We start from the raw sequence: 14,321 nt of genomic DNA on the forward strand, positions 1-14,321 counted from the left end.
TCTAACTACGCACTCAACAACATAATAAAATACGCACTTGAAAGCATATATTAATGTACGCATCTGACATCATATCTAACTACGCACTCAACAACATAATAAAATACGCACTTGAAAGCATATATTAATAACTGGACACTTTATATGATAAGAGATACAGTTAAATAGATGACCAATTTTTTTTACTCTATGGTTAGGGAATACATTAAAAACAGTAGTAGTAAAAATAATGGCCAACTGCTAAACAAAAAATTCCCAACTCAACCATAGGGCCAAATCGGGAAGCTGAAAAATCAAAGATATTTACATTATGAAATTAAATCGACAAAATCCTCAAACTTTCGGAGATGAAATCCGAGTCGCAAAAGAATTTGCTGATTCCTATGGGCCAGAATTGCTAGACCGTCTGCTCCGAGTTGTGGAAAATGACCACAAGATGCCAGACACTTCACAAACACCTGTAAATGTTCAGACAAATGATATTTTGCAAGAAGTGGAAAAGGCAGGATTCACACTTAACTCCTGGCTAACAGAATTGATTTTAAACACCAATGCTGAAGTAGTGCGAGATGCTATGGCAGTCGTTGCAGTATATCGTCGTCGGAGAATGACCACCTTACGCAACCCAGAAGGAATGCTTGTCGAAGCTATCCGAAATCAGTGGAGACCTAATATTTCGGCGTAAAAAATATCCGTTTATTTACCAAACCTTGCTAATAAAAACTAGCAAGGTTTTTCTCAAGCACTCAAGATTAATTTTGAACATAGCTAAAACAAAATGCAGCAATTTCTAGACAGCAAAAAAATCTCAGAATTATTCAGCAGAATAGAATACCTAGAGGAAAAAGTTATCACTCTACAAAATCGGTTAGTTAATGTTGAATATGATGTGGGGGTAACTAATAGCAACCTCAGAGATAAAGTAGAAGAATTAGAATTTTTTCCAAATTCCTATTCCGATGAAGGAGAAGCAAATTGTAACTTCAACATTTAGGTTGTAGTCGAAAAATAAATAGTGCGAGCATCCTGCTCGCCAATATTCATATTGGAATATAGCAAAAATTTCAGGTGAGCAAATACTATTTGATTTATTGCAAGTTTCTGTGATTAAATCTTTGCCTACCATACAGACAGTTAATTTGGATCTATACCCAAATCCCCCAATTGCCATTTTATGCTACAGTGACAATTTAAGTTAAAGTAATAAAAACTACATCCCGCACTTCAAAACATAGTATAAAAATGAGCGCAAGCTACCGATTTTTATGCTGCTTTTAATGTTACAAATTGATGTGCGGAATGTGAGATAAAAAATCAAAACCATGAAAAAAATCAAGATTGACTTCAGTGCATTCCAGCGTTTTTGGGTAGTAGCCAAACCATACTGGTCTTCAGAAGAAAAATGGGGAGCAATTTGCTTGCTGTTTCTCATAATAACTTTGACAATAGTATGGGCTAATCTAGGAGTCTTTCGCAATGCCCAGCAAGGACAATTTATTTCATCCCTGGCAGAGCAAGATGCAGCAGGATTCTGGCAAGCTGTACAGAGGTTTTTAGGAGTATATCTTCTCAGTGTACCTGTTATAGCCACTGTTCACTTCACTCAAGATAAGCTCCGTCTGTTCTGGAGAAATTGGATGACAAATCGGTTTCTAAATCAATATCTCAGCGATCGCGCTTTTTACGATCTCAATTCAGAGAAAATTATTGACAATCCCGATCAGCGGATTTCTGAAGATATTAGAACTTTTTGCGATGATTCTGTGAAGTTCTTCACAATTTTTACCAGAGCTATTATGGATATTATTAGTTATGGAGCGCAACTTTGGTTCATTTCTCACACTCTAGTAATTAGCATGGTATTCTATGCCTTTTTCGGCATTCTGATTACAATGGTTGGATTTGGAAGTATCTTAATTCCACTGAAATTTCAACAACGGAAAAAAGAAGCAAATTTTCGATTTGGGTTAGTTAGAATTCGGGAAAATGCCGAATCCATAGCTTTTTATCAGGGTGCATTGCGGGAATTAGAAAATGTTAAAAAACTGCTTCAGGATGCCTTAAGAAATTATCATCGAATCGTTGGTTGGGAGAGAAATATGGAGATATTTAGCAATGGATATGAGTTTATCGCCTATATATTACCTGCTTTAATTGTTGGTCCAATGATATTGTCTGGTCAGACGGAAGTGGGAGTCTTAACAGTAGCAAGCGGAGCATTTTTCAGGGTTTTTAGGTCTTTAATTGTCATGATCACACGATTTGAGCAAATGACTGATTTTGTTGCAGGTATCGAGCGTATCGAAAGTTTTAGTAAGTTGATGGAGGAACCGAAAGTATCTCATCCAGAAGGCACTACGACAATTGATACGGTTGAAGATTCACGTTTAAGCTTACAACATCTTACGTTACAAACTCCCAACTATCAACGAACTTTAGTTAGAGATGTATCTGTAGATGTACAACTAGGGGAAGGACTCTTAATTGTAGGGGTGAGTGGTTGCGGTAAGAGTTCTATTTTGCGAGCGATCGCTGGTTTGTGGAAGTCTGGAACTGGTGCAATTTACCGAGCGAAATTAGAAGAAATTCTTTTCTTGCCTCAGCGTCCCTATATTATTTTAAGTTCTCTACGCGATCAACTGCTCTATCCACGCACTGACCTAAATATTTCTGATGCAGAAATTTATCAAGTTCTAAAAGAAGTTAACCTGCCAGACTTAGCTGAAAGGTTAGGTGGTTTAGATGCTATTGAAGACTGGGAGCATGTGTTGTCGATAGGAGAACAACAGCGGGTTGCTTTTGCCCGTTTGTTACTGACTCAACCTCGTTATGCAATTTTAGATGAAGCAACTAGCGCTTTGGATGTGAAAAATGAACAAAATCTCTACAAACATTTGCAAAGTCTATCGACTACATATATTAGTGTGGGACACCGCCCGACTTTGTTGCCATATCACCAACAAGTTTTAGAAGTAGTTGGTGATGAAACTTGGCGAGTGAGTTGTGCCCAAGATTACAAATTTTTAGCAAGTGGTTAATTTCTTGGTAGATGAGTCAGAGCGATCGCCTACTTATATCATAGTCAGTTTAATGATTATAAAAAAAATTGGCACAGTAATTATCTCTGTGCTACATATTTGCGGAGCATTCCGTTAGCTGAAACGGTCCATTAGAGTGTTTTATTGATAGCGTAACGCACGATCCATAAAAATAAAAATCAACCCTAATTGTAATGCCTAATTATAGTCCAGTTTCTGTTGGTTGTAACGGCTTCATTACACATCACAAGAATTTGAGCGTGTAGAATTTTTTTAGCTGGCGCATAACCATTTCGAGCGATTTTTTCTAGGTTATCTTTCTGTTCTACCGTCAGATATAGTTTAGCTCTCCAACCTCTTCCCATAACTATTGTCCTCCATTGCTGACTATTCTATGGGGCTATTTTAGCTGAAACAGTCCAGATTGCTTAATTGCTTATTTTAGCGATATAGCTGCCGCTAGGCTTCGCCAAGGCAATTCTTAGCAAGAGTAACTTTTGGCTGGCTATTCTAATGCACCATTTTAGATGAAACAGTCCACTACTAGACTGACATAGCCAAAACTGTGCATTAGGGAGTAGGGGAGTAGGGGAGTAGGGGAGTAGGGGAGTAGGGGAGAAAGATTTTTGTTGGGTTTTTCCGTTGGAAATGCTCCGCAAACGTCCCATGCTGCGCAATGAATCGCGCAAACAACCCAACCGATATCTATTGCACCATTTAAGGTGTGTTGGTCTACTACATTTAATCTTTAATTTTTCCCCAAACTACCTCGCTTCATTTGTTCTCTTTCAATAGCTTCAAATAAAGCTTGAAAATTACCTTGACCAAAACCAGGAGTCTCCATTTGTTTACCATTAACCCAAACAACTTTACGCTCAATAAACTCAAAAAATACTGTTGGTTCGTTAAATATTGGTTGGGTAAAAATTTGTAGTAACATTGCTCCTGGTATACTTTCTTGCCAGTCTAACAAAATTTGACAATCTTGAACTTTTTGCCAGTTAGTTTCTGATAGATAACTTAATGCTTTAGTTTCCAGACTAGAATAATATGTTGCTGGAACTTGCAAAAAAGGTAAACCAAGCGATCGCAACTCTTCCACAACTCCCAAAATATTCTCTGTGCGTAAAGCAATATGTTGTATCCCCGCACCACGGTTAGCATCCAAAAATTCTTGAATTTGAGAATTAGCAGATGTGGGTTCATTAATAGGAAATTTGACTCCTCCCTCTGGGTGTATCATAACCTGACTGCGTAAACCAGAATTATTTGTCTGAATGTCAAAATTTTGATGAGGTTGGAAATCTAAAATTTGATTATACCAATTAAAAGCAGATGCTAAATTATCCTCAGCTACATTCAAAACCACATGGTCGATCGCCACAATATCCCTAGAAAATTGAGTAGTAGAATGTAAAATTTGTGCATCATCAATTTTTTCAATCAAAGTATGAGTCAAGTCTCCCCATCCAGAAATTTTTGCCCACTTCAAACCCTGTGCATTTTCCTGAATAGGTTGCAAAATTTCTGCTCCGTTAACTGCTGCTTTCGCCACAACTGAGTTAATATCTCGAACCCGAAAAGCTACATCAGCGACTCCAGGAGGATGTAAACTGAGAAAATTAGCAACAGGACTTTCTGGTGTAATAGCAGAAGATAAGGCAAAATATACTTGACCTCTGTTGATAATTTCTTTCTGGGTATGTTGACTGGTTTGAGAAGCGATCGCTTTAAAACCTAATTTTTCTCTAAACCAGTCTCGCGACTCAATAGCATTTTCAACGTAAAAATGAATATGATCGAATTCCATAATCAACTTTTATTATTTTTATAGGGAGTAGGGAGTAGGGAGTAAGGGGAAAGAGGGAATAGGGAATAGGCGGAAATAATTATTGATTTGATTTTTTATTGTTGGAAATGTCTATTGGGAAAAAATATTATTACAAGTAATAGGTAGTAAGTTTTAAGTAGTAAGTAAATCTTATATTTTGCCTCCATCAAGAATCAAGTTTCCTAATTTCCAAATTGTATTATTTATTCAAATCACTATAAGTTGTTTAGGATTTATAGTATTCTGATTCATTAGTTTACCGAATAATTATTAATTATTAATTAAATAATTCTGGTTTAAAGCCTCCTCTTTCAAGAGGAAAAAAAGTGCTAGGATATTTCCTTATATTCAATCAAGAGCGGTTTTAACCAGAGGTAATTATCAATTATCAATTATCAATTATCAATTAATGAACCCTACTCCCTTAAAAGAATAAGTGACTATCTGGTTGAATATTTATTTCCATCGGTACTGCTTGGGGTTCTGCATTTAGAGCAAACATAATTGCATCAGCAGCAGTTTCCGAACTGAGCATTTTTGAGCGATCGACTTTCAGACTCACATTATCCCAAAAAGGGGTATTCACTCCCCCGAAATAGAAAAGAGTTACCTTAATACCATAACGCCGTAGTTCATCTGCCATACATTTGCTCAACCCTACCAAACCAAACTTAGAAGCACAATAAACACTTCCCATTGCCATTGAATGTTTACCAAGAATTCCAATAACATTACAAATATGGCCTGATTTTTGTCCTTTCATTATATTGGCAGCAGCTTGACAAGTATAGAAACTGCCTTTCAAATTCAGGTCTAGCATAATATCCAAGTCAGCAGGTTCAATTTTGTTCCATTGCTTGAGAATACCTGCTCCTGCTGCATTGACCAAAACATCTATTTTGCCAAAATGGTTGGTCGCTTTTTCCATCAGGGTTTCTACTTCCTGTGGGTTGGTGATGTCTGTCGGTACGGTAATAGTCTCGGTAGTAGATAGTTGGGTCGCTAAAGCATCTAATCTATTATTATTTCTGGCGGCCAAAACTAAATTTGCGTCAGAGTTTGCCAGTTTCTGTGCCACTGCTGAACCTATACCTCCAGTCGCACCGACTATTACGACAACTTTATCCTTCATTTACTTTTTCTTTACTTTTCTTCACATTCTCTTTTATCATACTACCTCCTATATAATTCCCATTTATTCTGACTCCTGACTTCTGACTCCTGACTCCTGACTCCCACCCTGACTAATAAGAGTTTTTCAGCAAACCCTAATTTAAAGTAACAAACCAACGACCTTCTTCAGACTTATACAACTTCAGCGAACTACATAACTCCAAAAACTTAGGAAACTTTTTACTTGGTTGAAACCGCTTAATAGCCTTTGTAATTGGTTGACCATATAACCGATGAAACTCACTGCCAAGATTAGAAATAGGAACATAACTTCCTGGAGACTCAGCAGTTAAATTACTCAAAATTTTAACCAATACTTTTTCCATATCTTCCTGGGAAATAATCTGAGAAGCATCTGTAATTTCAATATGTTTTTCAACCTGATCTGAAGGAGAATTTAATTTTTTTTTTCTGGCTTAAAAAAATTAAAAATACTGACATAAGCTTGAGATTTTTCCGATGGTTGATGAAGTGCAAAGTAAACTGGATAATTAATAAATATATGATTTGACTTTTGACTAGGAAAGTGAGTTGCAACTACATCTTTAAGATTCAACTTATAACTTTCTTTATACAAAGCAGAAATTCTCGAAAATTTAATCCATTGCTGTCCGATTTTTGCTGTTTCTGCTCGAATTAATTCCTGTAACTGAATAATAAACTTATTAATAGTAGGAATGTCTGGTACCGACAAAGCATATATTTTTGATTCCCCAGTTTGACTATTTAAAACAGTAATTTGATTTTTATATTTCCGCACCTGATAAACAGTTAAGCCATGAGATTGTAGAGTAGTACCAAGATGAGTTAATCCTCGGTCAGAAGAACAAACTAAAACTTCCTTAGCCTTGGGATAATTGAGAAAAATAGAAGAACCAACCGTTGCCATTTTTAAATCTGCACTATCTTTTCCAGGAGGAACATGAATTAATTGATAACCACGTTGATGAAATTCTTCATCTTTTTTCCCCATACTGCGCCAGTTAGCAAAAGCAACCTTAATTGAAATTGGATAATTGCAGATATCTACAAGAATTTTTTCTGTTTCAGGATCGAGTGGTAAATTTTCTACATCTAACAGTAAAATAGCAATTCCTGGCTCTACTAATTTCTTTCCATTTGTGGATAAATCGGAAACCTGATAATTAGTAATTTCATCAGATGAAACTAAGGTTATTTCTGGATAAATATGTTTGTCTATCTCAGCAATTAAAACATTATATTGAGCAGAATTAATAAACTCTGGAGTTAGCAGAATTTGGAGATAATTTGTGACTTTCAGCTTCAAAGCATCCTGGTTTTTAACATTAGAAAGCCCTTTTGTCAGCTTATTAGTCAAAGTAGATTGATACTTGGGATAATGCCAAGGAATGTTCCTGTACTTTGGAGTTATCCATTCTCGATGTTGCTGTTGAATGGAAACAATAGTTTGGTAAATATAGTGGCTGATAGTGTTAATAGTAGTAGAATTATTAGTCACTAGCAAACCAGAATTATCTGACATAGCCTATTGCCTAATTATGTTAGCTTCGATAAAGCATTTTGAGAATTATATACCACTACGGATTAGGCAAAAGGTAAAAGGCAAAAATTTACTGTAACAAAGTTTCAGATTATACCAATGTTAAACACCTTAAATCTTAATTCGTAGTGCTATATAAATATAGATTATACAATAAAAGGGAACATTAGACTTTGTTTGTAGAGGGTGGGGAGTTTAGGAAGTTTGGGGAGATGGAGGAGATAGAATCTTGTCTGCCCCAAATACTAACTTTTTGCAGCTTTAGGAGCTGAAAACCAGGTAATTTTTTCCACCCAAAAAAGGCTTGGGCTTTTGTATTTCAATGCTTTGATATTTAATCAGCAGAGCAATAATTATCCATTATCCATTATTAATTATTAATTATACTTTGACCTGCTAACCATCCAGTTGTCCATGCACTTTGAAAATTAAAACCACCTGTAATTCCATCAATATCTAAAATTTCTCCCGCAAAATATAACCCTGGACAACAACGACTTTCCATAGTTTTAAAATTAACTTCTTTTAAACTTACCCCACCACAAGTAACAAACTCTTCCTTAAAAACTCCTTTTCCTTGAATCTTATATTTACCTTGAGTCAATTCCAAAATTAACTTATTAATAGCCTTATTTGATAACTCCGCCCAACGTTTTTGAGAGTCAATATCCGCAGCAATAATTAAACGTTCCCATAAACGACGAGGTAGAGAAAACGGACAACTATTTAGAATTGCCTTTTTTTCCAAACTTTTAAATTCTAATAATTTAGTTCGTATTTCCTCTGAATTAATATCTGATAACCAATTAATTAATAAATCAGATTTATAGCGATTTTCATAGAGAAATCTAGCACCCCAAGCAGATAACTTTAAAGTTGCTGGCCCACTTAAACCCCAATGAGTCACCAGCACAGGGCCAATTTGTTTTAACTTAGCCTTCGGAAGTTGTAAACAGACATTCTCAACCGAAATACCAGCCAAATCTTTGAGACGGGGGTCAGAGATATTGAAAGTAAATAGAGAAGGAACAGGAGGAACAACTTTATGGCCTAATCCTTTTGCCAGACGATGGCCAACAGGACTACTGCCAGTTGCCAGAAGTAAGCGATCGCACTCCAGAACTTCTCCCGATCTTAACTCGACTAGAAATAAATTTCTCCCTCCCTCTGTGGTCTTGCGTTTTACTGAAACCACTGCTGCACCTGTACGAATATTTACACCCTTCGACAAAGCAACCTTAGTTAAACATTCAACTATTGTGGCAGAATCATCAGTAGTAGGAAACATCCGTCCATCTGCTTCAGTTTTTAACTGTACGCCCCTACCCGCGAACCATTGCACAGTATCGCGAGCTTGAAATCTAGTGAATGCACCCCGAAGTGCTTTACTACCTCTGGGGTAGTTTTGGATAAAAATTGCTGGGTCAAAGCAAGCGTGGGTGACATTACAACGTCCACCACCAGATATGCGGACTTTTACCAGAGGTTGTCGTCCTGCTTCTAAAATGGTGACATGGGTTTGGGGGGTACTACAGGTGATATCGCCTGCTGCCAACGCTGCAAAAAAACCTGCTGCTCCCCCACCGACAACTATAATTTTAAGAGGTGAGAAAGACATTTTATATATTAATTACTCTTCAACTGGTTCAAACTCTTCTTTGCCTACTTCACAAACTGGACAAACCCAATCATCGGGGATGTCTTCAAAGGCAGTTCCTGGATCTATACCACTATCTGGGTCTCCTTCTTCCGGATCATATATATATCCACAGACAATACAGACATACTTTTTCATCCTAATTTATTCCTCTCTAAGTAGTTCATCTGGATTTTACAAGTTTGTGGACTAGAGGTTCTACTATCAAATTGTAAAGTTTTGTTAAGTTATTCATTGGAAAAGAGGGAACAGGGAACAGGGAACAAAAAGAAAAAAATACAACTGTACCTCATAAGCTTAGGAAACGCTATATATCATGCCAATAATATGTATTTTTACAGAATCAAGATATGAATTTAATTTCAATTTGCGACAATTACTGATTGTTAACTGAAATCAGCTTTGATTATAATTTAATTATAGGATTTACGCATAACCACCATATCTAGTAGGGGTGCTTCGCGAAGCACCCCCTTGGCGTATAAGAAGCACCCCTACAGGTGGCGTATAAATTGATATTTTGCGTAAGTCCTGTTAATTATAGGATTTACGCAAAGAAACTCCGTTGCTAGAAAAAATCCTTGGTTTGAACAATAAACATCTACGAAAAAACCGGATTTCAGGATTCCGTTTGTGTAGCCCCTATTAATTATATAGAACCCCTGAAGGTATCTATTTAAAAGTAGAGGGGGTGATGGGGAGGTGGGGTGATGGGGTGATGGGGAGTGAAGGAGATGGGGTGTATTAGATATCTGCCAAAATCCAATCAATTCTTACCCATAAATTATCAATTGCTTCTCCTGATGACCTATTTTCTGGAGATACCAAATGGCTTCTATAGGACTTACACAGTACAAGGTATTTGCGTCATTGCGACTAACAGGGTTTGTGGAGCAGTCCGGAACGGAAAGCAATCTCAAACCTAGTTTTTCGTATCTCATTGTAAATCTTGTATAAGTTAAAGAAATTTTTTAGAGGATCTAACAAATGGAAAACGAACTTACTCCTAATGGAAATAATTTACTCGCCAGCGATAATGCTGACATTATAGCTCTCTCCTTTGGAGAACTAGCTGATTTTCCCGATGGGTTAGCAGCTCTTGGTGGCAACGATCTAATTACAGGATCTTCAGACTCAGAGGTAATTATGGGAAACCGGGGCGAAGATAGTCTTAATGGTGGAGATGGTGCTGACACTTTATTTGGAGGGAAAGACAATGACTCGGTAGACGGTGGTGGCGGTGATGACTTAGTTCGTGGCGATCGCGAAAATGATGTGGTTAGAGGAGGAAATGGTGCTGACACTTTATATGGAGGCAAAAATAATGACGCTCTTTTTGGGGATGCAGGTAACGATGCTTTGTTTGGTGATCGAGATAATGATACTCTTCGTGGTGGTTTAGGAGAAGATACTCTCACTGGTGGAGAGGGGAGCGATGTTTTTGTATTAGAAAGTGGTGCAGGTATTGATGAAATAGCTGATTTTGAAAATGGCATCGATCTAATTCAGCTACCCGATGGTGTAAACAACATTAGTTTAGAAAGTAGTGGTGATAGTCAGCAAAACACTCTAATTATTGATAGTCTAACTGGAGAAGCGATCGCTCAAGTAAATAACATATCTGTGGGTAGTCTCAGTAGTGCCAATTTCGTATTTGAAGGTAATTCCAATATTGGAACTGAACCAGATAGTCAAGATTTTATAGATAGAGTCGTCGCACTTACCAACCAAGAGCGTACTCAGTTAGGTTTAGATCCCCTGACAGCAGATCCACTGTTAAATCAGGCAGCACAAACTCACTCGCAGAATATGGCAGAACTAGACTTTTTCGAGCATACCGGATTAGATGGTTCCTCCGCAGGCGATCGTATTGCAGCTACAGGATATGACTTTTCAGCTTGGGCAGAAAATATTGCTGCCGGGCAACAGACACCGGAAGCAGTAGTAGAAGCGTGGATGGGTAGCGACGGACATCGTGCTAATATTCTCAACCCTAATTTGGAAGAAATTGGTATTGGTTACTATTTCTTGGAGGAGGATACTGGTAGCGTTAACGCCAATCATTATTGGACGCAGGTTTTTGGTACGCCCTTTGAAAGTTAGGGAGTCGGGGAGCATGGGGAGTTCCATCCAACCCCCAGAAATTAGGGGGGTTTGGTCTCCAAACCCATTCCTGTTATAGCGCTATACGCAAGTCAAAAGCTAAAAGTAATCTCTAATATCAATAGGACTTACGCAAAATGTCGAATTATACGCTATCTGTAGGGGTGATTCGCGTAATTAGGAGCATTCCGTTAGGAAATCACCCCTACAAGATGTGGTGGTTATGCCTAAGTCCTCATCAAGTCTCATTAATGAGCCATAATAAAAATTGGTGTTGGTGAACCGAGCTATGAAATCTAAAGAGCTGTTATCAGAAACCGGGTTTGTTGGAGACAAATTTCACTATTTATCGGCATCTAACACAAACCCGGTTTCTAGAATGCCAGAAAAATCATAGCCACGCATCACCAACACCTAAAAATTATATAGCTATTTAAGCGAGAATATTTTTTCGGTGCGGAATGGGGAGCTAATAAATTTCCACTTATTTCCTAAATTTTATATGATATAATTTAAAAGCAAAAAATTAGATTTTTCTATATGGCATTAGCACCTTTACTTCCGATTTTACATCCAATATTAAAATTTTCTTTTCCCAATTGTTTATGGCAAGGAAACACACAAAAACCAGAAATTACTCTTACCTTCGATGACGGACCTCACCCAGAATATACACCTCAATTATTAGAAGTTTTAGATAAGTATCAGATTAAAGCAAACTTTTTTTTATTAGGAATATGTGTAGACAGTTATCCAGAAGTAACTAAAGCAATATATGAAAAAGGTCATTGGATTGGTTTGCATGGCTACGAACATATTTCATTTCCTAAACTAACTCCTATTGAACTTAAATCTAGTTTAGAAAAAACGCAACTTTCTATTAATAAAGCCTGTGGATTAGCACCACAATCAATTTTTGATGTGCGTCCTCCTTATGGCATAGCTACACCTCAAATTATTAAGTTATTAAAGGAATGGGAATATAGAACTGTGATGTGGACTGTAGTACCTGTAGATTGGGTTAGACCAGGAATTTCAGTAGTTGTTAATCGAGTAGTTCAGCAAACATCTAATGGTTCGATTATTGTTTTGCATGATGGATGTTCTGGCGGTCAGGATGTTGCCAAAAGTGTTACAGAAATAATTCCTGTTTTACTGGAGAAAAACTATAAATTTATTACTATAGATCAAATGTGGGGAACAAAGATAAAAAAGTGTTGAAATGAATAAAAATAAATAGACAAATATTCCTATTTTAACTCACTTAAAAGACGTTTTATAAACTCAATATTAAAGTTTGAATCAGGCTAAGGATGTCAATCCTTAGCTAATAGCAAAGGTTAGGGGGTTTTGTTACCAAAAAAAGAGGTTCAAAGCCTCCCATTTTAAGGGAATGAAAAGATAAAAGTTCATTATTCCAAGCCTCTGGGTTTCCTAGGTCATGCTGCGCAAACAGCCAGAGGTTACTGATAACTGAAATGACCAAAACCCCACACCATTTCCCCCTTTTTTTCAATATTTACCCCTTCTTTGCTAGAGAACTAAAGCCTTATTTATCCTTCCGTACAGAGGTTGTATGCAACGTCCCTAGCTTATGTAATAAACATTTATCACGCTTGGTATTAATTCGGTTTGTAATTCTTGTTGAAATTAACCTTATTCCTCCTTCCTTCTTGTAATGAAAAGGGAACTAAATGTAATTTTATTTAGTCAAAGCATAATAAAGGGAGTAAAATAAGAAATTATCAATCTGTAGTTAAAGGTTTTCTTCAGTTATCAGTTAGCCTTCTGGGTCGGAACTTAGTTTTTTCCTGACGGAATGCTCCGAAACATATCGTGGAGCCAAACAGTACCGACCGCTACAGTCAGAGACTTGAAATACTGAAGTTAAATTTTTTTGACTTTTAACTTTTAACTTTCTTAAAAGGGAGAGTTTATTTTTGGGTCAGAGATTACTTTTGACTTTTGACTTTTATCAGAATTGGTGGAGGAATATTAATGATTAAAATTTATAAGTGGCATTCTATACTTGCTTTGTTCGTAGGGTTAAGTACCATAATTACCCCAGAATTATTTAACCGCAAAAAAATTACATCAGCACTTGCGGAAACAACCTTACAAGACATTGAAAATCATTTTGCTCAAGCTTGTATTAATAGTTTATTAGACAAAAAAATAATATCTGGCGACGAAAAAAATCAAAATTTTCGCCCTAATGCGCCTGTAACTAGAGCCGAATTTGCTGCAATAATTATTAAGGCTTTTCCAGATACAAAACTTGTGCGGGATTCGATTAATTTTGTAGATATTCCTCAAGACTATTGGGCTTATAATGCTATTCAAAAATCTTATCAAATGGGTTTTCTATCGGCATATATTGGTAAAGCTTTTAACCCGACTCTCAAGATTACACGCTGGCAAGTTTTGACGGCTTTAAGTGGAGGTTTAAATTATCAAGCAAGTTCATCTTCAGAAAAGAATTTAAACAATTTTTTTGACGATGCAGAAGCAATTCCTGAAGATGCAAAAAAAGCTATTGCAGCAGCAACAGAAAAAGGTATTGTTGTTAATTATCCAAATGTTAGGCAGCTTAATCCTAATCAAGATGCTACTCGCTCAGATGTAGCTACTTTTCTCTGTCAAGCTATTGCCAATAATCAAAAAAATAATGATGAAGTAGTTGCGAAAGTTCCCTCAGAATATATTGCAAATTTTTCTAAAAATAGTCGTTCAACAACCACTGCGACTTTACCGAACCAGACTACAGAAACAACAATAACCAGAGAAAATCCTAACTCAGAAAATCCCGAAACAACTTCTACAGAAAATACAAATTCACAAAGAAGTACAGAAGTAATAAATACTAGAGAAAATTCTAACTCAGAAAATCCCGAAACAACTTCTACAGAAAATACAAGTTCACAAAGCACTACAGAAGTAACAAATACTAGAGAAAATTCTAACTCAGAAAATCCCGAAACAACTTCTACAGAAAAT

At 36.7% G+C, this 14,321-nt stretch carries 13 protein-coding genes and 1 pseudogene; 7 read left to right on the forward strand and 7 right to left on the reverse strand.

Annotation, left to right across the window (positions count from 1 at the left end; all coding sequences use genetic code 11):
* Positions 1-310: 310 nt before the first annotated feature.
* The 4 genes from ACP6PK_RS25390 to ACP6PK_RS25405 all read left to right on the forward strand — a co-directional run bounded on the left by ACP6PK_RS25390 (position 311) and on the right by ACP6PK_RS25405 (position 3,156).
* Entirely contained in the window at positions 311-685 is a 375-nt protein-coding gene (locus ACP6PK_RS25390) for a hypothetical protein (protein ID WP_426563743.1), read from the forward strand.
* Between the two features lie 93 nt (positions 686-778).
* Positions 779-994, forward strand: a complete 216-nt coding sequence (locus ACP6PK_RS25395) for a hypothetical protein (protein ID WP_426563745.1) — start codon at positions 779-781, stop codon at positions 992-994.
* 328 nt (positions 995-1,322) lie between these two features.
* Positions 1,323-3,038 (forward strand): ABC transporter ATP-binding protein/permease, encoded by a 1,716-nt coding sequence (locus ACP6PK_RS25400; protein WP_426563747.1) that lies wholly within the window; start codon positions 1,323-1,325, stop codon positions 3,036-3,038.
* Positions 3,031-3,156, forward strand: a complete 126-nt coding sequence (locus ACP6PK_RS25405; RefSeq protein ID WP_256386517.1) for a hypothetical protein — start codon at positions 3,031-3,033, stop codon at positions 3,154-3,156. The genes ACP6PK_RS25400 and ACP6PK_RS25405 overlap by 8 nt, the downstream gene beginning before the upstream one ends.
* A gap of 88 nt (positions 3,157-3,244) precedes the next feature.
* Here ACP6PK_RS25405 and ACP6PK_RS25410 read toward each other — a convergent pair.
* The 7 genes and pseudogenes from ACP6PK_RS25410 to rd form a co-directional block, all read right to left on the reverse strand.
* Positions 3,245-3,403 (reverse strand): annotated as a pseudogene (locus ACP6PK_RS25410) (IS630-like element ISMae25 family transposase); the annotation flags it as partial.
* A 383-nt stretch (positions 3,404-3,786) separates the two neighbouring features.
* Positions 3,787-4,848, reverse strand: a complete 1,062-nt coding sequence (hppD, locus tag ACP6PK_RS25415; RefSeq protein WP_426563749.1) for a 4-hydroxyphenylpyruvate dioxygenase — start codon at positions 4,846-4,848, stop codon at positions 3,787-3,789.
* 445 nt (positions 4,849-5,293) lie between these two features.
* A complete protein-coding gene (locus tag ACP6PK_RS25420; RefSeq protein WP_426563751.1) occupies positions 5,294-6,001 on the reverse strand; it encodes an SDR family oxidoreductase in 708 nt (235 codons plus the stop codon).
* Positions 6,002-6,137: 136 nt separating this feature from the next.
* Positions 6,138-6,368 (reverse strand): hypothetical protein, encoded by a 231-nt coding sequence (locus ACP6PK_RS25425; RefSeq protein WP_246844236.1) that lies wholly within the window; start codon positions 6,366-6,368, stop codon positions 6,138-6,140.
* 71 nt (positions 6,369-6,439) lie between these two features.
* Positions 6,440-7,546 (reverse strand): PIN domain-containing protein, encoded by a 1,107-nt coding sequence (locus ACP6PK_RS25430; protein WP_426563754.1) that lies wholly within the window; start codon positions 7,544-7,546, stop codon positions 6,440-6,442.
* Positions 7,547-7,934: 388 nt separating this feature from the next.
* The gene (locus ACP6PK_RS25435) at positions 7,935-9,182 is read right to left on the reverse strand and encodes a BaiN/RdsA family NAD(P)/FAD-dependent oxidoreductase (protein WP_426563756.1); all 1,248 of its coding nucleotides are present in this window, start codon (positions 9,180-9,182) and stop codon (positions 7,935-7,937) included.
* 12 nt (positions 9,183-9,194) lie between these two features.
* The gene (rd, locus tag ACP6PK_RS25440) at positions 9,195-9,359 is read right to left on the reverse strand and encodes a rubredoxin (RefSeq protein WP_094673777.1); all 165 of its coding nucleotides are present in this window, start codon (positions 9,357-9,359) and stop codon (positions 9,195-9,197) included.
* 849 nt (positions 9,360-10,208) lie between these two features.
* Between rd and ACP6PK_RS25445 the strand changes: the two genes are divergently transcribed.
* From ACP6PK_RS25445 to ACP6PK_RS25455, 3 genes are all read left to right on the forward strand, one after another.
* On the forward strand, positions 10,209-11,324 hold the full coding sequence (locus tag ACP6PK_RS25445) for a CAP domain-containing protein (protein ID WP_426563758.1): 1,116 nt from the start codon (positions 10,209-10,211) through the stop codon (positions 11,322-11,324).
* Between the two features lie 540 nt (positions 11,325-11,864).
* Positions 11,865-12,545 carry a polysaccharide deacetylase family protein gene (locus tag ACP6PK_RS25450; protein WP_426563760.1) on the forward strand — a complete coding sequence of 227 codons (681 nt, stop codon included), beginning with the start codon at positions 11,865-11,867 and terminating at the stop codon, positions 12,543-12,545.
* Between the two features lie 777 nt (positions 12,546-13,322).
* Positions 13,323-14,321: S-layer homology domain-containing protein (locus ACP6PK_RS25455; RefSeq protein WP_426563762.1), on the forward strand; the 999-nt coding region annotated here is incomplete at its 3' end.

It is taken from the genome of Dapis hubbardiae BLCC-M172 (assembly GCF_050016015.1).
Taxonomy (GTDB): domain Bacteria; phylum Cyanobacteriota; class Cyanobacteriia; order Cyanobacteriales; family Microcoleaceae; genus Trichodesmium.

Coding starts and splice junctions, on each gene's coding strand:
- ACP6PK_RS25390 (WP_426563743.1), top strand. CDS start 311: ATGAAATTAAATCGACAAAATCCTCAAACTTTCGGAGATGAAATCCGA.
- ACP6PK_RS25395 (WP_426563745.1), top strand. CDS start 779: ATGCAGCAATTTCTAGACAGCAAAAAAATCTCAGAATTATTCAGCAGA.
- ACP6PK_RS25400 (WP_426563747.1), top strand. CDS start 1,323: ATGAAAAAAATCAAGATTGACTTCAGTGCATTCCAGCGTTTTTGGGTA.
- hppD (WP_426563749.1), bottom strand. CDS start 4,848: ATGGAATTCGATCATATTCATTTTTACGTTGAAAATGCTATTGAGTCG.
- ACP6PK_RS25420 (WP_426563751.1), bottom strand. CDS start 6,001: ATGAAGGATAAAGTTGTCGTAATAGTCGGTGCGACTGGAGGTATAGGT.
- ACP6PK_RS25425 (WP_246844236.1), bottom strand. CDS start 6,368: ATGGAAAAAGTATTGGTTAAAATTTTGAGTAATTTAACTGCTGAGTCT.
- ACP6PK_RS25430 (WP_426563754.1), bottom strand. CDS start 7,546: ATGTCAGATAATTCTGGTTTGCTAGTGACTAATAATTCTACTACTATT.
- ACP6PK_RS25435 (WP_426563756.1), bottom strand. CDS start 9,182: ATGTCTTTCTCACCTCTTAAAATTATAGTTGTCGGTGGGGGAGCAGCA.
- rd (WP_094673777.1), bottom strand. CDS start 9,359: ATGAAAAAGTATGTCTGTATTGTCTGTGGATATATATATGATCCGGAA.
- ACP6PK_RS25445 (WP_426563758.1), top strand. CDS start 10,209: ATGGAAAACGAACTTACTCCTAATGGAAATAATTTACTCGCCAGCGAT.
- ACP6PK_RS25450 (WP_426563760.1), top strand. CDS start 11,865: ATGGCATTAGCACCTTTACTTCCGATTTTACATCCAATATTAAAATTT.